Below are 22,342 nucleotides of genomic sequence, written 5' to 3'. Positions count from 1 at the left end.
TCATTTGAATCGATGGAAGGTATTTCCGTACTTTACTAATATAAGAACATAGTTAGTAGAAGGGCGGAGAAGTAATATGAATATTAGAGAACTCGCATATCGGAATGTGACGCGAAATAGACGAACATATTCAGCGTATTTTTTAAGTAGTGCATTTGCTATTATGGCCTTTTTTGTGTATTCATTTTTTGCGTTTCATCCGGCATTAAGTGCTGGAGAATTGGGCCAGTACGTGTTCGTAAGTATGTCTTTTGCACAGTCCATTATTTACTTATTTACATTTTTCTTTATTTTATATTCGATGGGAATGTTTTTAAAAACGAGAAAGCGTGAATTAGGAATTTTAATGATGTTAGGTATGACGAAATATCAATTAAAGCGTCTTATCTTCTTTGAAAATATTATGATTGGGATAGGGGCAATTGTTTTTGGAATTCTTGCAGGAATGTTATTTTCTGGAATGTTAATATTGGTAGCTCCGATGATATTAAAATTAGATATTTCCTTAGCCTATTACATACCAATGAAAGCAATTATTGTAACGAGTATTATGTTTTTCATATTATTTATAATTATTTCATTGTTTAGTGCAGGAATGATTCAAAAAAATAAAATTATGAAATTGTTTAGAGGGTCAGCGGAAGCGAAGCCGGAACCGAAAGCATCTATTATTTCTTCTATATTAGCGGTCATATTGCTTAGTGCCGGATATGCAGGAGCGCTTATGTCACACGGCGCAATGGTATTTATCATGATGATTCCAGTTACAACGGTAGTCATTATTGGTACGTACTTGCTGTACAAGCAGTTGAGTGTCTTTATTATTAGACTATGTAAAAAAAGTAAACGTTTCTATTGGACACAGACAAATATTATTACGTTGTCAGATTTAGCTTACCGTATGAGAGATAACGCAAGAATGTTCTTTATTGTAACCATTATTTCAACTGTAGCGTTTTCAGCAATAGGTACATTAGTTGGTTTCGCATCAATGATGAAAGGAATTATGGAGAGACCAATTGCGTTTCAATACCACTCTAAGCAAGGAAATAGTAATGAATTACAGCATGTGAAGATGATTGATGAAGGATTAAAGAAACATAGTATAGCAGCTTCTAAAACTACTATTTCAACGAAAAAGGCGGAGGAGCAGTCGTTAAGAAGCGCCATTTTCATAAAAGAATCAGATTATGAGGAATATGCGAAATTAACAGGAGAACCATTTCAAACTGTAGCAAATAAAGAAGTTTTATTTTTGTTTGTCGATATACCAGGACCACCAATGAAAGAAAGAAAAGAAATTACTTTACCACATTTGAACGATCCTTTAAAAGTGAAAAAAGTTAATACTTCTTCATTAAGTAAAATACTAAGAGGTAACGTTTATGTAATCTCTAAAAATCAATATGATGCATTACAAGATGGATTTAAAGAGGAAAAAGATTATGTGTACAAAACAGAAGGAACGAAAGATGAAATTGAGGTTGGTAAAGAACTTACTCATCAGATGAAGCCTTATGAAGAACATGCAACGTTTAGTGCAGAAGAGTACGAACAAAACCAAAGTTTACAAATCGCAGGACCAATTTTATTTGTAGGTTTCTTTATTGGTATTGTATTTTTCGTATGCGCAGGAAGCTTCCTTTACTTCCGTTTGTTTTCTGACTTGGAGGATGACACTCGTTTGTTTGAAATGATTCGAAAAGTAGGCTTAACGAGTGGAGAATTATCGAAAGTAGTTACAATTCGATTGGCACTTTTATTCTTCGTTCCAATAGGTGTTGCAACATTACATGGGGCAGTAGCGTTAACTGCACTGGGACAGATGTTTGAGTACTCATTATTTAAAGAAAATATGATTGTATTAAGTATTTTCGTAGGAATTCAAGTTGTATATTTCTTACTGATACAATCTCGTTATTTAAAACAATTGAAAGAGAGATTACGTATTCGTTAAATGTGTTTTTTTAACTTGAGTACAAAAATTTCTAAAAAGAGGCAGGTATTACCAAAAAGTGATAAAATGGAAAGAGCGAGGTGGAAAAAATAATAGAAAGTAAGGGGGGAGTAATATGAAAGCAACAGGAATTATTCGAAAAGTAGACGAATTAGGACGAATTGTTATTCCTAAAGAGTTACGAGAAGTATTAGGGATCCAAATCAAATCACCACTTGAAATTTTCGTAGAAGCAGATAAAGTCATTTTACAAAAATATCAACCTTACAATGCTTGTCAAATAACAGGTGATGTTTCAAATCAAAACATATCATTAGCAAATGGAAACATTACTGTTAGTATAGATGGAGCGAAACATTTAATAAAAGAAATAGAGAAGTTTTTAAACAAGAGTGAGGTTTAGTCTTAATTTATATTATTTTTTAAATTTCATATCATTCTTTAAAAACTATGAAAGGACCATTAAATTGGTCCTTTTATTTTGGTTATTAGTTGTACCAATCGGATTTTTGGTGCTTAAAAATTACGAGATAAATCAAAGAGTAGTATAAAATTAGTAAGCTATATTGAGAAATATTTTTAAGGAAGGAAAAAGAAACAAATAAAACGAATGTTACATTTAAACGTTTTCAAAAGTGGTCTGAAATGAAAATAATATATTTTCAGGAGGGATTACGATGAGGAACAGTAGTACAGCGAATAAACAAAAAGGTATACAATTGATTCCTTTTACAGTAGACAAGGTGATTGAACAAGTAAATGAAATTCCACCAGGTGTACAACTCATCCATGCTCCACAAGTATGGGAGAAGAGTGCGAAAGGAAAAGATATTGTCGTTGCCGTATTAGATACAGGGTGTGATATGAATCATATAGATTTAAAGGATCGCATTATCGGCGGAAGAAATTTCACGAAAGATTACGAAGGGGATCCAAATGTTTATCTTGATAACAACGGACATGGTACTCATGTAGCGGGGACAATTGCAGCGACTGAAAATGGTGTCGGTGTTTTAGGAGTGGCACCACTTGCTAAAATGCTAGTGTTAAAGGTTTTAGCGGGAGATGGTTCTGGGAGTTATGAGCAAATTATTGAGGCGATTCATTATGCTGTAAATTGGAGAGGGCCTAATAAAGAAAGAGTTAGAGTCATTTCCATGTCACTTGGTGGCCCGCAAGACGTTCCGGAATTACATGAAGCAATTCAAAATGCGGTAAGACATGATGTTCTCGTTGTATGTGCTGCTGGAAATAATGGAGATTGCGATGATAACACGGAGGAGCTAGACTTCCCAGGTGCTTATTCTGAGGTAATTGAAGTTGGTGCTGTTAATTTAGAACGGAAAATCGCATGTTTTAGTAATTCAAATCAAGAAATCGATTTAGTGGCGCCAGGCGATGGAATATTATCTACGTATCCTGAAGGGAAATATGCTGTATTAAGTGGTACTTCTATGGCGACACCGCATGTTGCTGGAGCGCTGGCCTTACTCATTAAGCAGTGTGAGAGAGAATATGGTAGAAAGTTATCAGAGCCAGAAATATATGCACAACTTATTAAAAGAACTGTACCTTTAGGGTATGAACGTACATCTGAAGGTAATGGATTAATAGATTTATTAAAAGAATAGCAAATACTAAAAAACATCTCCTATTCATAGGAGATGTTTTTTAGTATGGTTTTGTTGCATGTACTGGGGAATCTAGTATTTAATTTTTTTTTACGAAATGTATATTAGGCTGGTGGTTATGCCGTACGTCTGTCCATAAAATTATAAAAGGTGCATGGAACTGGCATCGCAACAACATAAACCGCTATAAGGCTAGAGGAGGTATACACTGATGATATATCAAGCTATTCAGCAGTTAATTGATCGTGCAATTGAAATTCAATTGATTGAACAAGAAGATGCAATATATGCAAGGAATAAAATCCTTTCCTTACTTCGTTTAGATGATTTTGTAGTGGAAGCGTCAGCGCCCGCAAAGAAAGCAATTTCGGAGTTATTGGAAGAGTTAATTGAATATGCTTGCATGCATAAAGTCATTGAGGGAGTACTGGACGAGAAGGAGATTTTAGCAAGTGCAATTATGGATGTTTTTATGTCCAAACCGTCAGTTATCAATACATTATTTTCTGAAAAATACGAACAAAGTCCGAAGGCTGCGACAGATTATTTCTATGAATTAAGTAAAAACAGCGACTATATCCAAATGAAGCAAATTGCCAAAAATATAAATTATAAAGTAAATACGGAATATGGTGCCATTGATATAACGATTAACTTATCAAAACCGGAAAAAGACCCGAAACAAATTGCTAGAGAAAGAGTGTTGGAAAGTACAAATTATCCAAAATGTTTACTCTGTATAGAGAATGAAGGATATAGGGGCAGAATTGGACACCCTGCACGATCGAATCATCGTATGATTCGTATGAACCTTACAGATGAAAGCTGGTTTCTACAGTATTCTCCGTATATATACTTTAATGAACACTGTATTGTATTGTCCTCAGAACACCGGGATATGAAAATTGACCGTAAAACATTTTTACGTTTGTTAAAATTCGTAGAAAAATTCCCACATTATTTCCTTGGTTCCAATGCAGATTTGCCAATTGTAGGAGGGTCCATTCTAACACATGACCACTATCAAGGTGGAAACTATGAATTTGCTATGGCAAATGCATCAAACGACCTAATTTTTGAACTCACCAACTTTCCAGAAATGCAATGTTCTGTTATTAAATGGCCTATGTCAGTTATTCGCTTAAGAAGTAACGACATAGAACAAATAGTAAATGCAGGGGAGTACATATTAGAGAGGTGGAAGGGGTATAGTGATCCATCTGTAAATACATTTGCATTTACGAATGATGTTCCACATAATACGATTACGCCGATTGCTCGTTACCGGAATAGTATGTACGAATTGGATCTTGTTTTGCGGAACAATCGTACAAGTGACGAACATCCACTAGGTATTTTTCACCCTCATGCGGAAATACAGCATATTAAAAAGGAAAATATCGGTCTGATTGAAGTAATGGGATTAGCTGTACTTCCTGCGCGTTTAAAAACAGAACTTCAGGAAGTGGAAAAATTTTTACTTAACATTCCAAGCGATATTCCAACGCCTCATATACGATGGGCAGAACAATTAAAAATAAAATATGACAATCGAATACATGAACAAAATGTACAGGGGATAGTAAGAGAAGAATTAGGACGTAAATTTATACAGGCGCTTGAAGATGCTGGTGTTTTTAAACGAGACGACGAAGGGATATCGGCGTTTAAACGTTTTATTCAGACCTTAAATTAGGAATGGACTTAGTAGTTATAGTGATTACAAAATGACCTAATTATATGATAAGGGAGGTAATAATATGGAGGAGTGTGAGCATAAGCAACTACAGGAATTGAAACAGGTAGGTGGCCCTATATTAATGGTTTGTATAAAATGTAATCAAATTATTAAAGTAAAAAAGAATTAAACGCATGTATTCCTAGTGTGTGATGAACAAAGTCCTCATTGATTAAAGTTTTACTGTATGAAAAGAATAGAAAAAACTAAAAAAACATCCCATATTCATGTGGGATGTTTTTTTAGTATGGTTCTGTCGCATGTATTACGACATCTAATAAACCGGGGAATCTAGCATTTAAGTCATCTTCACGAATTGAAATGAAACGTTGTGTGCCTTCAAGGCGTGTATACATAACACCGGATTCACGTAAAACCTTGAAATGGTGAGATAAAGTTGATTTCGCAATTGGAATGTTTAACGCACCACAAGATTGTTCATTTTTCTCTAGTAGCATAGTTACAATTTGTAAACGAATTTGATCGCTAAGTGCGTATAAGACAGAAGAGAATTGAATTTCTTCTCGATTTGGATGATAGAGAGTACGCATTTTTTCACCTGCTTGTATAAGTTCATATATTTGCACTATAACATACAAAGTGGTATATTTCTATTGTTCGAATATATTCGAACAATAGAAATATAGGGGGAGAAAAAATGAATTATACAAAATTGCAAAAGGCAGGACCTAATATTTCAAAGTTGGGGCTAGGAACAAACGCTGTAGGGGGACATAATTTATATGCTGATGTGAATGAGGGAGAAGGAAAACAATTAATTGAAGAAGCTATTCAGCAAGGGATTACATTTTTTGATACAGCAGATTCATACGGATTCGGTAGATCAGAGGAATTGGTAGGGGAAGTATTGAAAGGAAAACGCCACGAAGTTGTACTTGCTACAAAAGGTGGAATACAGCCGTTATTAAATGGAGAAGTTTATATTAATAATGAACCAAGCTATTTAAGAAATGCTGTGGAAAATAGCTTAAGAAGATTACAGACTGATTATATTGATTTATATTACTTACATTTTACAAATCCTGAAACAAGTTACATAGATTCAATTGGAGAGCTTAATCGCCTAAAAGAAGAAGGGAAAATTCGTTCAATTGGAATATCTAACGTTAATGTAGAGCAATTAAAAGAAGCGAATCAGCACGGACATATAGATGTTGTACAATCACCATATAATATGTTAGATCGTAATGCTGGGGAAGAACTTTTGCCGTATTGTATAGAACCAAGTATTTCATTTATTCCGTATGGGCCTCTTGCCTTTGGGATACTAGGTGGAAAATATACAGAAGATTTCAAATTGAACGAAGGGGATTGGCGTCAAAGTGTAAATCTCTTCGAAGAAAATACATACAAAAGTAACTTTAAGAAAGTAGAAATGTTAAAAGGCTTAGCTAAAGAAATGAATCTTGAAGTATCGCATTTAGCTTTAGCGTGGCTTCTAAACAAAAAAGGAATTGATACTGTTATTCCTGGTGGGAAACGAGCGGAGCAAATAAGAGAAAGTGTAAGAGCGGTGGAAGTTTCATTGAATGAAAAGGTTATGAAAGAGATTGAATCTATTTTAGAAGCTTAGTTGAAAAGAGGGGGAGTTCCCTCTTTTTATATAAAAGGAGAAGATTTAAATGAAAAGAGTACTAGCTGTATTCTTTACGATAATGTTTATGATTGGTACAGATACTTTCTTAATTTCACCACTTTTACCGACATTACAACAGGTATATCATGTTTCAACTGAGTTGTCAGGGTGGATGGTAAGTTCATATGCTTTAGGATACGCTGGATTTGCACTTATTGCTGGTCCTATATCAGATGGCTTAAACAGAAAAAAAGTGATGGTAATAGGAATGAGTTTTTTTGCGTTAAGTACGTTTTTATGTGGAATGGCACCGGGTTTTCTATGGATGCTAGCATTTAGATTTTTAGCAGGTGTAAGTGCAGCCTTTGTATCTCCACAAGTGTGGGCATCTATTCCGCTCCTTATAGAGAAGGAGCAAATTGTAAAGGCGATTGGGATTGCAACAGCAGGGTTATCAATCTCTCAAATTTTAGGTCTACCAGTAGGGTCGTATTTAGCAATGATACACTATACTACACCATTCTTCGTCATTGGTATATTATCAGCACTACTTGTCATTCTTATTTATGTAGTATTACCAGAAATACAACCGGTTCATATAGGTGGAAATAAAACAAATATCTTAAAACGCTATAAACAATTACTTACAGATTCAAAGGTTTCACTTTCTTATTTTGCATATTTTGTTTTTCAAACTGGTAATTTTGCTGCATTTTCATTCTTTGGTGTATGGCTTTCCATTCAATTTGGCTTACAAATTCATGAAATAGGAACAGCTATGCTCATATTAGGATTAGGGAATTTAACTGGGAATATTTTTGGTCCTAGAATCGTAAATAAAATTGGTTATAACCTTTCTTTCTATGGCGGCATTCTATTTACAGCAGTGCTATATGTATTACTTCCTCATGTAAAGAACATTATATTTGTGGAGTTATTATTCTTTGTTTTATTTTTTGTGACAGGAATTTTGTTTGTATTGATGATGAGGCACTTACAAAACATGTCCAGTGTAGCAAGAGGAACAGGAGCAGCTCTTGCTAATGCTTCGATGTATATTGGTCAAATGATAGGAGCGGCAATAGCAGGACTGCTATTTGCTGCATCTCACAATTTTATATTTGTAGGTAGTTTTACTGCTTTCCTATATGTAGTCGCTTTATTATTGTTTAGAAAAAGTGAAAAACTTACTGAAAATCATGAAACAGGAATTGCGTCATAAAGCCTGTTCAAATAAAAAATAGCTGTATTTCTTCGGTTGAGGTGACATCAAATAAAACGAGTACAAGAAGTGCAGTTAGTGTAGCAATGAAAATGTCAGTTGAAAACCAAATATGAAATATATTAAATCAATATTAGAAGAGTAATAATACACGAAGTAGTTTTTAAGTGCAGAAGCTACAGAAAGTAGAGAAATAGTGTATAGGCATTGTAACAAAGTTATGGAGAATCCAAAAATAAAAATCCCTACAGAGATAGGGATTTATATATCGGCATATAGTTCCTTGGAAAAGGATATACTTAGTATAACATATAGGACTACTTATATTTGTGAAGTAGATGTGAAAGTAATGTGAAAAATGCTGGAAGAAAAACACTATTTAAATAGAGGATAATGTAGATAAGAGTATGGATTTTACATGAAAATCATGTTATATTTCTACTTATCTGTTAAAAATTACATAGTTTTATTTTATTGGGGATAAAAGGGGAGAGATTTACATGCAATGGTATTTGAAAGCTCTAAAGAATTATGGGAATTTTAGTGGTAGAGCTACACGAAAAGAGTACTGGATTTTTAGTTTATCCAATATCGTAATTTTTTGGCTACTGTTGTTTTTATCATCATTTTCAGAGGTGTTAGTTGCTATTATTGCGCTGCTATTTATGTTAGTAATGATTATACCAAGTTTTTCGGTTGGCGCACGTCGGTTACATGATATTGGGAAAACAGGATGGTGGCAATTATTAAATTTTGTACCATTTGGTAGCGTTGTTTTACTTGTATTTTTTATCATTGAAAGTGAAGAAAATGACAATCAATACGGACCAAATCCGCATACAAAGTTAAAAGAAGCGATTTAATAAACTTATTTCGTTTATAGCATTACTAGTTCAACAAATTTTGCTTAATTTATCTATTCTTAAAATGGTTTACATGAGGTTATATGATTAGGTTGATCTAAGCCAATATGACTTTTGGAGCAGTAAAAATGGGAAGAATAAAAGCAGGGTGAAAGTATTATGGTAAGAAAAAATTTCTAAATAAAAAGCACTGTTTTAGCTAATGTAGCTAAAACAGTGCTTTTCTTTTTGATTGAACAGTTGCTGCATTTTCATCATGTATGCCTGCATCTTTAATAATTCGTTGTTTTGCTTTATTTAATAGATGGTTTACTGCTTCACCAAAATAGTTAGCTTCGCTTTTTGTGCGGGCTTCTCGTAAACATTTATAGTTTTCTAGCAGTTCCTCTTTTTCAGTGTTTGTTAAGAAATCTTCTACTTTCTTTTTTGTCATACGAAACACCCTTTCTTCTGACAAACGACGCAATAGAAAATATTTATTTTTCATTATAACAATAATTTTTAAAGAAAGTATAGATTAACGTCGTAATAATTTGTCAATTTCTTGAATCTTTTCATCAGCTTTCCCGATTTGCGTGTTTTTAGCCTGCTCACCACCAAGCGCTTGGTGGAGTAAGAAAGTCTGACCAGAAATAGCAGTCACAATGGATACTTTAATAATTTCTTTTATTAAGGTGACATCGAATAAAACGAGTCCAAGAAGTGCAGCTAGGCTGCCAGTGAAAATATCAGTCAAAAACCCAAAGTGAAAAAAAGTTTTCAAACGGCGTGGAAGCAATAACTTACCTTGGTTATTGATTAGATGGGAAACGAAACCAGTAATGCCACCAACGAGTACAGCAGTTAGCCATTGATACATTTCCATCGAATCCACTCCTTTTAGTGAATAAGATTCGATCATTTTATATTGATTCCTTTTAATATTTCATATAAGCACATTGAGAAAGTTTGTTTGGGTGTATCACCTATTCAATTTAATTATAACAGAAAAATCTGATATATTTCAGTCTATTATTTGAAGCGTATATCCATTAATGTGAATACAGAAAGGGGTGCGTGATATGAATATAGATTATCGAATAAGAAGTGTAGATGGTTATACAAAAAATATAGGGGAATTAGTAAGCATGCTGGAGCATACGAGGGCTGTAACATTACAGGAAATAAACGATCTATCAGTTGAGCAATTAGATTCAATTATGCCAAGTGGAGGGAATTCCATCGGAGCTTTATTAAAGCATATTGCAGCTATTGAAAAAGCACATCAGCTGATTTCATTTCAAGAGCGTGACTTTACAAAAGAAGAATTAGAAATATGGGAAGACGCACTGTATTTAGGGGAATCGGGGAGAACGATTCGTGGACATAACATACAGTATTATGTACAACTTCTACAAAGTGTTCGAAAAGAATCTCTGAAGTATTTGAGTGAACAAGATGATGAATGGCTTATGTCAGAAAGAAAGTGGCCTAACGGTGTAGCGCATAATCAGCACTACCTTTGGTTTCATGTGCTAGAAGATGAGATTAGTCACCGTGGACAAATTAGAATGATGAAAAATAAATTATTTGAAAATTATGTTAAATAAAGTAGCTTTTTAAATAAATATTCCATATAATGAGAGTAATTAAAATGAGAACGGGGTGATGTATTATGGCGAAAATAACTTATATAAATAATAAACCAAATACAAAGGTGGATGGAAAGGGCGAGACTATATAAGTGAGCGCACGATCCTTCCACTTAGCTTAAACTAGGGAGGATATCAATTTGAATCAAAATATTTTAGAATCGTTCGGCTGGGATTCCTTTTTTGAGGAACAAGCTGTAGAGAACTTTGAAGTAGGACGTATTTTACTTGAGCATAAGCATCTATATCGAATTATTTGTAATGATGGTGAATATATGGCAGAACTGTCTGGAAAATTTCGACATGAAGCAGTAACGAAGGGAGATTATCCAGCGGTTGGTGATTGGGTGTATATAAAGAAAATAGAGAATGAAAAGAAAGCAATTATTCATCGCATTTTTCAGAGAAGAAGTTCTTTTTCTAGACAAGAGGCTGGTAATCGAACGGAAGAACAAGTAATAGCAGCAAATGTAGATTATCTATTTTTAGTGAATGCACTTAACCATGATTTTAACGTAAGAAGAATAGAACGTTATTTACTATTAGCGTATGAAAGCGGTGCAATGCCTATTATTGTCTTAACAAAGAGTAGCTTATGTGAAGACGTGGAACAGAAAATTGTTGAAACGGAAGCGGTGGCAATTGGTGTTCCGATCTTCGTCGTTGATAGTTTAGAGCATGCTGGTATTGAATCGTTGCAGCAATTTGTTTCTTCAGGAAAAACAATTGCTTTAGTCGGGTCATCGGGGGTTGGGAAATCCACTTTGTTAAATGCACTTATAGGAATTGAAGTAGCAAAAACAGGAGATATTCGTGAGGAAGATAGTAAAGGAAGGCATACGACAACTCATCGTGAATTGTTCCGATTACCGAGTGGTAGTTTAGTTATTGATACTCCGGGTATGAGGGAGCTGCAGCTTTGGGAAGGAAGCGATGCAATTCAAACAACATTTTCTGATATTGAAGAACTAGCAAAAACGTGCCGTTTTAGGGACTGTAAGCATGAAAATGAGCCAGGGTGTGCAGTGCATAATGCAATTGATAACGGAATTATTACGATACATCGTTTGCAAAGCTATAAAAAATTACAAAGAGAACTGGCGTATTTTATGAGAAAACAAGATGCTATTCTTGCAAGAGCAGAGCGTGATAAGTGGAAAAAGATTTCTAAACAGCATAAAAAAATGTAAAAAGCCAAAGGGTGGTTCCCTTTGGCTTTTTGTAATTGTAAATTTTATAATAATATTATTCATATATATAGACAAAGGGAACTTAATTGTTTAAACTTTACAAAGTATTCATCATAATAGGTTATGGAAATAATAATTAGGGAATGGGAAATATTTATAATTTACTAGATTTAACTTTTGAAATTGAAAAGCAGGAGGTTTGTAATGGGTAGACTATTAAATTGGTTTCGTAATATGAAAGTAGCAAAAAAACTACTAATTTCATTTTTTGTCATTTTAATTGCGGCTGTCTCTATTATCGGAGGCATGTCTTATCAAACGGCTAAAAAGAATTTTGAATCACAAATTACGAGCAGTGCTCACGACAATATAAAAATATTAGATAATTTAATCAATCAAATGATTGATGCGAAATTTAATGATGTGAATAATTTTGCACGGGTGATTCAAGGTAATATGTATCAAGGGGATAATCAAGATGAATTAAGAAAAATGTTATCTCAATATATCAATTTGAATAAAGATGTTGAACAAGTATACGCTGCTGGGAATGATAAGAAATTTGTGCAGGAACCAAATATACAAATGGCAGCAGACTATGATCCAACAGAACGTTCTTGGTATAAAGATGCAGTGGCCAAACAAGGTGGTATTGTAATTACTGAGCCGTATAAGGCGCAAGGAAATGGACATATTGTCGTAACGATTGCAAAACAAACAGAAGATAAAAACGGTGTTGTAGCGATAGATTTAAGTTTAGATAATTTATTAAAAACAACAAAGTTAATCAATATTGGTAAAAAAGGATATGCTTTCATTTTAGATGGGAAACAAAAAATAATTGCACATCCTCAAGAAAAATCAGGAGAAAAAGCAGCTGATTCTTGGGCGAAGAAAATTTATGAAGATAATCATGGCGCTTTTTCATATACGTATGACGGTAGCGAAAAACAAATGGTATTTGCTACAAATGTAAAAACAGGTTGGAAAATCGGCGGGACGATGTACTCAAATGAAGTAATTGAAGCTGCACAGCCTGTATTTTATAATATGTTAATTGTTATGTTCATTGCATTAGTTATAGGCGGGGCACTTATTTATTTTGTGACACTTTCTATAACGAAGCCATTAAAAAGATTAGTTGCGACTTCTAAAGAAATAAGTGAGGGAGATTTAACGCAAACAATCGATATTCATTCTAATGATGAAATTGGCCAACTTGCAAAAGGATTTAATGAGATGACAGATGCATTGCGAACGTTAATTGGAAGAATTAATACTTCGGCTGGACATGTTGCAGCAGCATCAGAAGAGCTAACAGCAAGTGTAAGACAGGCCAGTGAAGCGACTGAGCAAATTACGATGGCAATGGATGAAATATCGAGTGGGGCAACAACGCAAACAACAAGTGTAGAAAATGGTGCAATGTTACTATTTGACGTAACAGAAGGAATTCAGCATGTAGCAAATAGTTCATCATCGATTAATAAGGCTTCTGCTCATACTCGTGAAAAAGCAGAAGATGGTGGAAAACTCGTCGGAAAAACAGTAAATCAAATGCAATCTATTGCAGAATCTGTTTCACAATCAGATGAAGTTATACAGTTACTAAATAATAAATCAAAACAAATTGGTGACATACTAGAAGTAATTCAAAATATTGCAGATCAAACAAATCTTCTAGCTTTGAATGCAGCAATTGAAGCTGCAAGAGCAGGAGAGCATGGAAGAGGATTTGCAATTGTTGCAGATGAAGTACGTAAATTGGCGGAGAAGTCTAGCGTTTCTTCTAGTGAAATTAGTAAATTAATATGTGAAATACAAGATGACATGAGTAAGACAGTAAAATCTATGGGGCATGTAAATGAAGAAGTTCAATCTGGACTTGTTATTGCGAATGAAACGAAGCAAAACTTTACTGAGATTTTACAATCTACAAATGAAATTGCGAATCAAATTAAAACGATGGTTGAAACGGCTAACGGGATGTCAAAAGGTGCCAATGAAGTGTCTATTTCGGTAGGTCAAATTGCAATGACAGCGCAGAATAATGCGACGAGTACTCAAAACGTTGCAGCATCAGCCGAAGAACAACTAGCGTCCATTGAGGAGATTAGTTCTGCGGCTGGTACATTATCTCAAATGGCTGAAGAGTTACAAGGGTTAATTGAAAGATTTAAAGTTTAACAGAGGACAGGCTATCTTCAAAATAGCAGTATGCTATTGGAGTAGTCTGTTTTTATTATGTAAAATTAAATGGGGATGGAGAGTATCTTTATGATATGTAAAGGTATATTTTGTATAATATTTGTCGAAAAATAGAGGTATTTGTTAACTTTGTGTATAATTATAATCATATAGAATACAAATAAAGGAGATTAGTATGGGAGTGTATTGGGGGACAAAAAGACATTCTTGGCTTAGCTATGTCTCATTTTGGCTAAGTATTTCATTTTTTATTGTTTTTCTAATTGAAGTGTTTATTTTAAAAACACTTTCGAATAATTCGGTGCAAATTGTTAAATATTTTTATTTTATATTTGTACCAGTAAACATCTTACTTAGTTTAAAGTTACTCTTTAAGAAGAATGAAAAGAAAGCATTGCCTATTTTTAGTTTCATTGTCTCTTTATTATTTACAATTTTAATACTAGTATTAGCGTTAGCAGCTACTGGGAAATTCTTTTAAGAAGAGTGATATAAGTCACTCTTCTTTTTTTTGTTTTTGCAAGCAAATAATAAGTGGAAGATGGATAAAAAATGCATTTACTTAAGTGTGATATTACTTGAAAGCTATAGAAGAGTATTAAGAAATGAAATAGGAGATAATTCACACAGTAATGAAGAGAATCAGTTATTTTATATGCATCTAAGAAGCAAATGAATACGGTAAGAACGGTGATATATGGTACAATACATATGGATAGTGATAGAGATAAAGGGTATATAAAATACTCATCGTTTTTAGTAAGAGAGGGGTTATCTTATGCTATACGAGGATTTGATGACATTATTTCAAGCAGCTCCGAAAGAAGAAAGTAGAGGCGGCTGGAAATATATAATCCAGGAACAAAATGATAAATATGAAATTGTTGATGAAATGTTGAAAAATCAAATGAATGTTGAATTGTATTTTAATGAATATGATGAGGTGAAAATCACTTTATATAAAGATGGAATGCCTATTTCTACTGTGCAAAGAATTGCGATTTCAAAAGTTGAATTAGACGAAGATGAAGAAGGGATTCAATTCGTTTTAGAACGCATGCCTAGTCGGATGATTCGGTTGCAATTAAAGCCATATTTGGCATTGGAAATGGGGCCGTACTGGGAAGTTTGTGATGATTGTGAATGAACATAAAAGAAGCATCCAATAATATGGATGCTTCTTTTATGTTTTTTGAAGTTGTTTAAAAGCAATAATCGGAAGTAAAATGATGCTGACCCATCCGATTATAGGATATAAAATGTGGAGGAGTTCACTATAACCAACGTAACTAAAGCAATAACTAATTAGTAAAATGAAGAAAATAATATTGTTATTTTTCCATCCAGTAATTGATTGCATTTGTTTTGTCATTCCGAACACATTGCCAACTAAAGTTGTGAACACTTCACCGAAAATGATAAGGACAAAGAAAAAGTGAAAAGTTGCATTGAATTTTCTTATCACTTCAGCCATTGGGATATTATATTGATAAAATTGATCTACTGATAAGATAGCTAAATGACTGCATAATAAAATTAAAGAAAGTCCTGCACCACCTAAAATACCACCCCATAAAATGGCCTTTCGATCTTTTACTTCACTGGCTAACGGGACGAGAACGCTTTGGGCGAGAGAAAGATTTAAGGCGACATATGTAATAGGACTAGTAATCCACTTCATACTCCAGCTTTCTGCAGGAATAGTGTTACTAATAGGAGTTGTGCTGTGAAAAAAAGTTGTAATAGCAAGTCCGATAATAAAAATCATCATAATAGGTACGACAAGTGTATTAACTTCAAAAACCCCTTGTAATCCGCGGCTACCTATAATGAGACAGGCGATTACTGTAATGAAAATACCAAGTTGTCTTGGTAAACGAAGCTGCTCTTCAAATACCGCCCCAGCTCCTGATAACATAACGCTCGTTACACCAAATAATACAAGTAATAATAGTGTATTTACAACATTTCCAAATACATCTCCAAATAAATATTTGTTAAATTCTTGCGCTGAAAATGCACCGATTTGTGATGAAAGTAACATCATCTTTGTGCCAAGCCAAATAAAAAAAAATCCACTTACACATATGCCGATTGTTCCATATAATCCGTTCACTGTAAAAAATTCAACAATTTCTCGTCCAGTAGCAAATCCAGCTCCAACGACTGTTCCAATATAAGTAGCAGCGACTTTCTTTGCTACTTGCCACTGTTGATTGTCCATGTTATCCCTCTTTCTACTACGATGAGCTTGATTTACTATTATGCATATGTATGAGCTTGGACAATTAGACGTATGAAGTGTTTGAAAATATACATGAATTAAAAGATATTAGGGAAGTATTAAAGGTGTTAAAACTTTGCTACATATGAGCCGATCGTTCGAAAGGATAGGGAATGTATGGTAAAATGTAATTAGATTATTAAAAGATAATCATTATAAAATGATAAGAGGAGTGGATTGTATGAGTACGAAAACAAATGTTGTTGAAGTATTAAACAAGCAGGTAGCAAACTGGAATGTGTTATATGTGAAACTACATAATTATCACTGGTATGTGACAGGACCACACTTCTTTACATTACATGAGAAATTTGAAGAGTTTTATAATGAAGCTGGAACAAATATTGATGAATTAGCCGAACGTATTTTAGCATTGGAAGGTAAGCCACTAGCGACAATGAAAGAATATCTTGCTACTTCTAGTGTTAGTGAAGGGACAAGCAAGGAATCTGCAGAAGAAATGGTGCAAACATTAGTAAATGATTATTCTGCACTTATTCAAGAATTAAAAGAAGGTATGGAAGTTGCGGGTGAAGCTGGCGATGAAACATCAGCGGACATGTTGTTAGCAATTCATACAACATTAGAACAACACGTATGGATGTTAAGTGCGTTCTTAAAATAAATATTAGTTTATAAAGAATAAAGTCATTGAAAAATTCTTTCAATGACTTTTTTTGTAATTTTTCAGTTTTCTTTTATGCTATAATATAGTAAAAAGGAGGCGATGCGATGTTTCGCTTTTTCAGAACTGGAAAAGAAGAGCGTGAAATTACGAAAGATGAATTAGAACAATCGATGGCTAAGTTTCTAGAAACGAATGCTAATATCGTTTATACGGTATTAGTAAATGATGATTATACAGTAAATTATGATTTGTTAAAGCCGTATTTACCTGCATTTCCAACAAATAGTTTTCTTATTACGAAGGAAACGCTTGAGGTATTTGAACATACAGAAGAAAATCTAAACCTAGTTAAAGAAATTGATATCGTACAAAAAGCAGTAGATCAATACGTAACAGAAAAAGAAATGTTTCCAATTGTTGAAGGTAGTGAAGAGCGTCTTATATGCGGGATGAAATTAGGACCGTATTTAAATCGTATATTAAAAAGAGACTTATATATTTCAGAAAAACATTATTTAGTTTCAAGTAAACCAGACAGAAAAAAACAAAAGAGTGGGTAGATGTATTGAAAACAACAATAAATATATTGTTGTCTTTTTTTGTTTATTAAAATATTGATTTTTCAGTCTATTCAACTGTATACTAAGCTCATTGGACAAAGAGAAGTAATGGTTAAGTATCGTTTTAAGAATAAAGTATTGTTAGCGTGAGATGTATACAGTGATTACAGTATGGTATAAAGGTTTGAGAAATAAATATTATACAAGGTTATGGGGGAATGGGTGTATGAAAAATAGTATGACTTACATTCAATTATTAAATGAAACGTTACATTGTTATGCAAATAAAGGAAGTTTGGAAGCGTTCACTTATATAATGGAGCATGCTAATGGTGTAGTGGGGAATAAAGCACAAATATATAATTTTAAATATGCGCTAGCGAGTGCAGCGGGGCTTGAAGAAGAAGCGTTACAGTTAATGAAGGAAGCTATTATAGACAATGGATTTTGGTACGGAAATGAGTATTTAATTTCGGACGATGATTTAACACCACTACATAAATTTGAAGAGTTTCATAAAATGGTTCAATTATGTAAAGAAAGAGAAGAATTAGCAAAGAAAACAGAACGAGCAGACGTGAAATTTATAGATGGTAAGAAAAAAGAAAAACTATTTATTGCAATGCACGGAGATCAAGAAAATATAGCAATAGTAGAACCATATTGGAAATCTGTTTTGGATCAAGATTATACGTTAGCTTTACCACAGTCTTCGCAAATTCAGTTTTCAGATGGGTTTGTTTGGGATGATATACATAGAGGGAAAGAAGAATTAAAAGAGCATTACGTTACGTTTATAGAAAATCATACAGTAGAAAGGGTAATAATTGGTGGTTTTTCTGCTGGTGCCAGAGTAGCTTTGTATACAATTTTACAAAAAGATTTAGATGTAGATGGTTTTATTTTTATGGCGCCGTGGCTTCCAGGGATTGAAGAATGGAGTGAATTGTTGGAAGTGCTACAAGATAAAAAAATAAAGGGATATATAGTGTGCGGGGATCAAGATGAAGATTGTTTCGAAAGTACGCAGCAATTTGTACAATTATTAAGAGATAAAAATATAGAACATGAGTATAAAGTTGTGCCGAAATTAAATCACGATTATCCTGAGAATTTTGAAGTATTATTAGAAGAAGCTATTAAATATATAGACGGCAAAAGTAATAAGTAGTAAGAAAGGGAGATCCATCATAATTGATGGATCTCCCTTTTATCATTATAAATGAAAAGCATTTGCTAGTAAGCGATAAGAATTTAATTTATCTTCAAATCGATGAGTAATTGTGACAATCATAAATTCATCAGTATTGTACGCTTTGCTTAAGTTTACGATTTTTTCTTTCACAGAAGATGGATCACCGACGATCATACGTTGACGATTTTCTTTTATACGGAATAAATCATAAGCGCTGTATGAATAATTTTGTGCAGTTTCGATAGAAGGAGTACCAGTTGTGCGCTTTCCTTGCTCTAGTAATAAGATTGATAAATCTAAACTAGAAGCAATTTTTTCCGCCTCTTCATTTGTTTCTCCGCAAATAACAAAAATAGCGACGATTGATTTTGGTTTGTCTCCTAAATAGGAAGGCTGGAATTGTTCTTGATAAGCTTCCATTACTTCGGTACCGCCGTATCCGTTAATGAACTGTGCGAATGCAAAAGAAGTACCTTGTTTTGCGGCAATCATGGCACTCTCTCCACTAGAACCAAGCATCCACATCTCGGGAGATGTTGGAATTACAGGAGTAGCTTTTAAATTTGCATAATGATGATTTTCTGGTATTTGATCATGTAAGTACATTGCAACATCTGCAATTTGTTCTGGATATTGATCAAGGGAGACCATTTTGCCCTCCTGTAGTGCTCGAGTAGCTATTGGCATTCCACCAGGTGCTCTGCCGACACCAAGGTCAATACGATTTGGATAAAGTGCTTCTAAAACACGGAAATTCTCAGCAACTTTATACGGGCTATAGTGAGGTAACATAACACCACCCGAACCAACTCTCATACGCTCCGTTTTTGCTGCAATATGAGAAATAAGTATTTCTGGACTTGAACCAGCAAGGCTTACAGAATTGTGATGCTCTGATACCCAAAAGCGTGTATATCCGAGTTTTTCAACTTCTTGTGCAAGCGTAACTGTATGTGAAAAAGCTTGGGCTGCTGTACTACCATCTGAAATAGGGGATTGGTCTAATACACTTAATTTGATCATAGAATATACCTCTCAATCTTAATGTACATCCTATTATATATTTACTTACGAAAAATGCGTAATAAAATGCTCAAAATAAAAAGTGGATAAACCACCTATCCACTTTTAACGAGGAAAGCCTCGTTCATAATGATTCATTTCGACTAAATTTAATATATATTCGTAGTTATCAATCTCAAGTTTTAGTTGTTCACGCTCTTTTTTAGATAGTTGTTTACTACTAAGTTTGTTGCATAGTTGTTGTTTCTTTCCTTCTAAATACTTCTTTGTAGCGTTGTAGTCGTAAGTTTGTTTCATTTTCAACCACTCCTTCTTTACCGTTGCTATATTATACGTAGCGTGATGAGGTGTGAAAGCTAACTCTTATGTACTTTTAGTGAATATTCCACTTGCTATGTTGTTATGTTTATAGGAATTTATGAATAAAATGCACTAAACCACTAATGCCCATTTTATGAAGTAAGGGGTGGAATTGTGCAGAAAGATATAATGTATAACACTGAGATGGATGAAGTGTTGAAAGTTATAAATAAAGGGTTAAAGAAGACGACACGTTCGAAACAAATTATAGTAGTAGGGGCCGGTATGGCTGGGTTGGTTTCGGCATCTTTATTAAAAGATGCAGGACATGATGTGAAAATTTTTGAAGCAAACAACCGGGTAGGTGGCCGCATAGAGACGGTTAGAATGGAAGATACCGGATTATATTTAGATGTTGGGGCAATGAGAATTCCGTATTCGCACACATTAACGATGGCATATATAAGAAAATTTGGGCTACAGGTGAGCCCGTTTATTAATAGGAATGAGACTGATATTATTTACGTAAATGGCCGAAAAACGACATTAAAACAATACGAAAAAGATCCAAGTATATTAAAGTATCCTGTAGAAATGAATGAGGTCGGGAAAACGTCTGAAGAGCTATTATTGTTAGCGGTACAGCCCATTATAAATTTTATAAAAAAGAACCCAGAGAAAAATTGGGATGTTGTAGTAAAGGATTTTGGGAGATACTCTACAGGACAATTTTTAAAGTATCATCCTTATCAATATAATACGTATTTCTCGCCAGTAACAATTGAGATGATCGGTGTTCTATTAGATTTAGAAGGTTTTTTGGAAAGGTCATTTGTTGAGACACTACGCTTTTTATACATTATGCAGGAGGAGAGTGGATTTTGTGAAATAGTAGGCGGAAATGATAGATTACCAAAGTCTTTCTTACCACAATTAGAAGAAAATATTATATATAATCAAAAATTAATGAAGCTACATCAACATGATAACGGTGTGACAGCTTTTTATCGAAACGAGGAAACTTTTGAGTATAGTAGTATTACAGGGGATTTAATTATTATTACAATTCCATTTTCGACAATGCGTTTTGTGGAAGTAGATCCATTTGATTCTATATCTCATGAAAAATGGAAAGCAATTCGTGAATTGCATTATATGCCAGCAACGAAAATAGGAATTCAATTTAAAAGTCGATTTTGGGAAGAACAAGGACAGTTAGGTGGCAGGATTATAACGGATTTGCCAATTCGTTACGCCTATTATCCAAGTCACGGAATTGGAGAAAAAGGACCTGCTATGATGCTAGGCAGCTATACATGGTCTTATGATGCGTTGTTATGGGATGGGTTATCGAAGGGAGATCGTATTTATTACACATTACACAACTTGGCAACAATATTAGGTGGTCAAGTATATGATGAGTTCATGTCTGGAGTATCAAAAAGTTGGACATTGGATCCATATGCACTTGGAGGATTTGCGCTATTTCAGGCAGGTCAAGAATCCGAACTACAACCAGTAATTATAAAGCCAGAGGGGAGATTATACTTTGCAGGTGATCATACAACTTTATATCACGGATGGATACAAGGTGCAATTGAATCTGGAGTTCGTGTAGCGGTAGAGGTAAATGATTAAAATGTGTAAAATTCAGAAATTTCTTTACTGTATAGTTTGAGATGGATATTATTATATATAAAAGAATTAAAAGGGGTGTTGAAAGTGAATCCGTTATTATTCGATTTTCCTTCTGAATTTTATACTGAAAGGCTATTTATTCGAATGCCGAAACCAGGTGACGGTAAAGTTGTATACGATGCAATTCAAGCTTCTATGCAAGAATTAAGACCGTGGATGGTTTTTGCACAAAAAGAGCAAACAGAGGAAGAAGTAGAAGTGAGCATTAGAAAATCGCATATTCAATTTTTGCAGCGTGAGGATTTAAGATTACTAGTTTTTTCGAAAGAAACCGGTGAATTTATTGCATCAGCTGGATTGCATCGTATTAATTGGGATATACCTCAATTTGAAATTGGGTATTGGATTGATTCAAGGTTTAGTGGAAAGGGCTATATGGTAGAGGCTGCAAAGGGTATAACGGATTATGCTTTTTCTGAGCTGAAAGCAAACCGCGTAGAAATTCGATGTGATTCTTTAAATAAGAAGAGTAGAGCGATACCTGAGAAATTAGGCTTTAAGTTAGAAGGTACATTAGAAAGTGCGAGTGTAGCGGTAGATGGAAATGGATTAAGGGATATGTGTGTATTTGCCATGACTAGAAATACATATGAAAAAGAAGAGCTGTAAAGCAACAG

At 33.9% G+C, this 22,342-nt stretch carries 23 protein-coding genes; 17 read left to right on the top strand and 6 right to left on the bottom strand.

All coding sequences use genetic code 11. The features are described 5' to 3' along the window. Positions 1-76 precede the first annotated feature (76 nt). The 4 genes from QCI44_RS18370 (at position 77) to galT (ending at position 5,284) form a co-directional block, all read left to right on the top strand. Positions 77-1,957 carry an FtsX-like permease family protein gene (locus tag QCI44_RS18370; RefSeq protein WP_353811383.1) on the top strand — a complete coding sequence of 627 codons (1,881 nt, stop codon included), beginning with the start codon at positions 77-79 and terminating at the stop codon, positions 1,955-1,957. Between the two features lie 115 nt (positions 1,958-2,072). Then, on the top strand, positions 2,073-2,360 hold the full coding sequence (locus tag QCI44_RS18365) for an AbrB/MazE/SpoVT family DNA-binding domain-containing protein (protein WP_353811382.1): 288 nt from the start codon (positions 2,073-2,075) through the stop codon (positions 2,358-2,360). A gap of 274 nt (positions 2,361-2,634) precedes the next feature. Continuing rightward, positions 2,635-3,588 (top strand): serine protease, encoded by a 954-nt coding sequence (locus QCI44_RS18360; RefSeq protein WP_001246218.1) that lies wholly within the window; start codon positions 2,635-2,637, stop codon positions 3,586-3,588. A 211-nt stretch (positions 3,589-3,799) separates the two neighbouring features. After that, complete coding sequence (gene galT, locus QCI44_RS18355) at positions 3,800-5,284, top strand: UDP-glucose--hexose-1-phosphate uridylyltransferase (protein WP_353811381.1); 1,485 nt, start codon at positions 3,800-3,802, stop codon at positions 5,282-5,284. A 284-nt stretch (positions 5,285-5,568) separates the two neighbouring features. Here the strand turns inward: galT and QCI44_RS18350 are convergent, their stop codons facing one another. Further along, the gene (locus tag QCI44_RS18350) at positions 5,569-5,877 is read right to left on the bottom strand and encodes an ArsR/SmtB family transcription factor (protein WP_001259916.1); all 309 of its coding nucleotides are present in this window, start codon (positions 5,875-5,877) and stop codon (positions 5,569-5,571) included. Between the two features lie 107 nt (positions 5,878-5,984). Between QCI44_RS18350 and QCI44_RS18345 the strand changes: the two genes are divergently transcribed. The 3 genes from QCI44_RS18345 (at position 5,985) to QCI44_RS18335 (ending at position 9,008) form a co-directional block, all read left to right on the top strand. Continuing rightward, on the top strand, positions 5,985-6,920 hold the full coding sequence (locus QCI44_RS18345; RefSeq protein ID WP_016088261.1) for an aldo/keto reductase: 936 nt from the start codon (positions 5,985-5,987) through the stop codon (positions 6,918-6,920). Positions 6,921-6,969: 49 nt separating this feature from the next. After that, positions 6,970-8,145 carry an MFS transporter gene (locus QCI44_RS18340; protein WP_016134213.1) on the top strand — a complete coding sequence of 392 codons (1,176 nt, stop codon included), beginning with the start codon at positions 6,970-6,972 and terminating at the stop codon, positions 8,143-8,145. 500 nt (positions 8,146-8,645) lie between these two features. Next, on the top strand, positions 8,646-9,008 hold the full coding sequence (locus tag QCI44_RS18335) for a DUF805 domain-containing protein (protein ID WP_016134214.1): 363 nt from the start codon (positions 8,646-8,648) through the stop codon (positions 9,006-9,008). A gap of 208 nt (positions 9,009-9,216) precedes the next feature. Here the strand turns inward: QCI44_RS18335 and QCI44_RS18330 are convergent, their stop codons facing one another. After that, positions 9,217-9,441 carry a hypothetical protein gene (locus QCI44_RS18330; protein WP_000162691.1) on the bottom strand — a complete coding sequence of 75 codons (225 nt, stop codon included), beginning with the start codon at positions 9,439-9,441 and terminating at the stop codon, positions 9,217-9,219. Between the two features lie 84 nt (positions 9,442-9,525). Further along, positions 9,526-9,873, bottom strand: a complete 348-nt coding sequence (locus tag QCI44_RS18325; RefSeq protein ID WP_000426320.1) for a DUF4257 domain-containing protein — start codon at positions 9,871-9,873, stop codon at positions 9,526-9,528. A 196-nt stretch (positions 9,874-10,069) separates the two neighbouring features. Here QCI44_RS18325 and QCI44_RS18320 point away from each other — a divergent pair, with 196 nt between their 5' ends. The 5 genes from QCI44_RS18320 to QCI44_RS18300 all read left to right on the top strand — a co-directional run bounded on the left by QCI44_RS18320 (position 10,070) and on the right by QCI44_RS18300 (position 15,184). After that, entirely contained in the window at positions 10,070-10,597 is a 528-nt protein-coding gene (locus tag QCI44_RS18320; protein WP_016088257.1) for a DinB family protein, read from the top strand. A gap of 182 nt (positions 10,598-10,779) precedes the next feature. After that, a complete protein-coding gene (gene rsgA, locus QCI44_RS18315) occupies positions 10,780-11,829 on the top strand; it encodes a ribosome small subunit-dependent GTPase A (protein ID WP_016088256.1) in 1,050 nt (349 codons plus the stop codon). Between the two features lie 204 nt (positions 11,830-12,033). After that, positions 12,034-14,016 carry a HAMP domain-containing methyl-accepting chemotaxis protein gene (locus QCI44_RS18310; protein ID WP_353811380.1) on the top strand — a complete coding sequence of 661 codons (1,983 nt, stop codon included), beginning with the start codon at positions 12,034-12,036 and terminating at the stop codon, positions 14,014-14,016. Between the two features lie 196 nt (positions 14,017-14,212). Then, on the top strand, positions 14,213-14,518 hold the full coding sequence (locus tag QCI44_RS18305; protein WP_016088254.1) for a hypothetical protein: 306 nt from the start codon (positions 14,213-14,215) through the stop codon (positions 14,516-14,518). Positions 14,519-14,815: 297 nt separating this feature from the next. Beyond that, positions 14,816-15,184, top strand: a complete 369-nt coding sequence (locus QCI44_RS18300; RefSeq protein ID WP_016088253.1) for a DUF3979 family protein — start codon at positions 14,816-14,818, stop codon at positions 15,182-15,184. A 36-nt stretch (positions 15,185-15,220) separates the two neighbouring features. On the opposite strand, the gene QCI44_RS18295 is transcribed toward QCI44_RS18300, so the two are convergent. Then, a complete protein-coding gene (locus QCI44_RS18295) occupies positions 15,221-16,261 on the bottom strand; it encodes a YkvI family membrane protein (protein ID WP_016088252.1) in 1,041 nt (346 codons plus the stop codon). 241 nt (positions 16,262-16,502) lie between these two features. On the opposite strand from QCI44_RS18295, the gene QCI44_RS18290 reads away from it, so the two are divergent. From QCI44_RS18290 to QCI44_RS18280, 3 genes are all read left to right on the top strand, one after another. After that, positions 16,503-16,946 carry a Dps family protein gene (locus QCI44_RS18290; RefSeq protein WP_000105195.1) on the top strand — a complete coding sequence of 148 codons (444 nt, stop codon included), beginning with the start codon at positions 16,503-16,505 and terminating at the stop codon, positions 16,944-16,946. 107 nt (positions 16,947-17,053) lie between these two features. Next, positions 17,054-17,509, top strand: coding sequence for a DUF3939 domain-containing protein (locus tag QCI44_RS18285; RefSeq protein WP_016088251.1), 456 nt, complete (start codon positions 17,054-17,056; stop codon positions 17,507-17,509). Positions 17,510-17,735: 226 nt separating this feature from the next. After that, the gene (locus tag QCI44_RS18280; RefSeq protein WP_088083621.1) at positions 17,736-18,680 is read left to right on the top strand and encodes an alpha/beta hydrolase; all 945 of its coding nucleotides are present in this window, start codon (positions 17,736-17,738) and stop codon (positions 18,678-18,680) included. A gap of 45 nt (positions 18,681-18,725) precedes the next feature. On the opposite strand, the gene QCI44_RS18275 is transcribed toward QCI44_RS18280, so the two are convergent. Beyond that, positions 18,726-19,727 (bottom strand): LLM class flavin-dependent oxidoreductase, encoded by a 1,002-nt coding sequence (locus tag QCI44_RS18275; RefSeq protein ID WP_016088249.1) that lies wholly within the window; start codon positions 19,725-19,727, stop codon positions 18,726-18,728. Positions 19,728-19,832: 105 nt separating this feature from the next. Next, the gene (locus tag QCI44_RS18270; RefSeq protein WP_000815502.1) at positions 19,833-20,024 is read right to left on the bottom strand and encodes a DUF3896 family protein; all 192 of its coding nucleotides are present in this window, start codon (positions 20,022-20,024) and stop codon (positions 19,833-19,835) included. Between the two features lie 177 nt (positions 20,025-20,201). Here QCI44_RS18270 and QCI44_RS18265 point away from each other — a divergent pair, with 177 nt between their 5' ends. Together QCI44_RS18265 and QCI44_RS18260 are read left to right on the top strand one after the other, a co-directional pair. Beyond that, a complete protein-coding gene (locus tag QCI44_RS18265) occupies positions 20,202-21,665 on the top strand; it encodes a flavin monoamine oxidase family protein (protein WP_016134220.1) in 1,464 nt (487 codons plus the stop codon). 84 nt (positions 21,666-21,749) lie between these two features. Continuing rightward, a complete protein-coding gene (locus QCI44_RS18260) occupies positions 21,750-22,334 on the top strand; it encodes a GNAT family N-acetyltransferase (RefSeq protein ID WP_016088247.1) in 585 nt (194 codons plus the stop codon). Positions 22,335-22,342: the final 8 nt, after the last annotated feature.

Source organism: Bacillus cereus group sp. RP37 (genome assembly GCF_040459695.1).
GTDB lineage: Bacteria > Bacillota > Bacilli > Bacillales > Bacillaceae_G > Bacillus_A.
The sequence above is the reverse complement of the archived record's forward strand: the minus strand, read 5'-3'. Positions and strand labels throughout refer to the sequence as shown.

What these genes read in the sequence shown, in the direction of transcription:
- QCI44_RS18370 (WP_353811383.1), top strand. Translation starts at nt 77, where the DNA reads ATGAATATTAGAGAACTCGCATATCGGAATGTGACGCGAAATAGACGA.
- QCI44_RS18365 (WP_353811382.1), top strand. Translation starts at nt 2,073, where the DNA reads ATGAAAGCAACAGGAATTATTCGAAAAGTAGACGAATTAGGACGAATT.
- QCI44_RS18360 (WP_001246218.1), top strand. Translation starts at nt 2,635, where the DNA reads ATGAGGAACAGTAGTACAGCGAATAAACAAAAAGGTATACAATTGATT.
- galT (WP_353811381.1), top strand. Translation starts at nt 3,800, where the DNA reads ATGATATATCAAGCTATTCAGCAGTTAATTGATCGTGCAATTGAAATT.
- QCI44_RS18350 (WP_001259916.1), bottom strand. Translation starts at nt 5,877, where the DNA reads ATGCGTACTCTCTATCATCCAAATCGAGAAGAAATTCAATTCTCTTCT.
- QCI44_RS18345 (WP_016088261.1), top strand. Translation starts at nt 5,985, where the DNA reads ATGAATTATACAAAATTGCAAAAGGCAGGACCTAATATTTCAAAGTTG.
- QCI44_RS18340 (WP_016134213.1), top strand. Translation starts at nt 6,970, where the DNA reads ATGAAAAGAGTACTAGCTGTATTCTTTACGATAATGTTTATGATTGGT.
- QCI44_RS18335 (WP_016134214.1), top strand. Translation starts at nt 8,646, where the DNA reads ATGCAATGGTATTTGAAAGCTCTAAAGAATTATGGGAATTTTAGTGGT.
- QCI44_RS18330 (WP_000162691.1), bottom strand. Translation starts at nt 9,441, where the DNA reads ATGACAAAAAAGAAAGTAGAAGATTTCTTAACAAACACTGAAAAAGAG.
- QCI44_RS18325 (WP_000426320.1), bottom strand. Translation starts at nt 9,873, where the DNA reads ATGGAAATGTATCAATGGCTAACTGCTGTACTCGTTGGTGGCATTACT.
- QCI44_RS18320 (WP_016088257.1), top strand. Translation starts at nt 10,070, where the DNA reads ATGAATATAGATTATCGAATAAGAAGTGTAGATGGTTATACAAAAAAT.
- QCI44_RS18310 (WP_353811380.1), top strand. Translation starts at nt 12,034, where the DNA reads ATGGGTAGACTATTAAATTGGTTTCGTAATATGAAAGTAGCAAAAAAA.
- QCI44_RS18305 (WP_016088254.1), top strand. Translation starts at nt 14,213, where the DNA reads ATGGGAGTGTATTGGGGGACAAAAAGACATTCTTGGCTTAGCTATGTC.
- QCI44_RS18300 (WP_016088253.1), top strand. Translation starts at nt 14,816, where the DNA reads ATGCTATACGAGGATTTGATGACATTATTTCAAGCAGCTCCGAAAGAA.
- QCI44_RS18295 (WP_016088252.1), bottom strand. Translation starts at nt 16,261, where the DNA reads ATGGACAATCAACAGTGGCAAGTAGCAAAGAAAGTCGCTGCTACTTAT.
- QCI44_RS18290 (WP_000105195.1), top strand. Translation starts at nt 16,503, where the DNA reads ATGAGTACGAAAACAAATGTTGTTGAAGTATTAAACAAGCAGGTAGCA.
- QCI44_RS18285 (WP_016088251.1), top strand. Translation starts at nt 17,054, where the DNA reads ATGTTTCGCTTTTTCAGAACTGGAAAAGAAGAGCGTGAAATTACGAAA.
- QCI44_RS18280 (WP_088083621.1), top strand. Translation starts at nt 17,736, where the DNA reads ATGAAAAATAGTATGACTTACATTCAATTATTAAATGAAACGTTACAT.
- QCI44_RS18275 (WP_016088249.1), bottom strand. Translation starts at nt 19,727, where the DNA reads ATGATCAAATTAAGTGTATTAGACCAATCCCCTATTTCAGATGGTAGT.
- QCI44_RS18270 (WP_000815502.1), bottom strand. Translation starts at nt 20,024, where the DNA reads ATGAAACAAACTTACGACTACAACGCTACAAAGAAGTATTTAGAAGGA.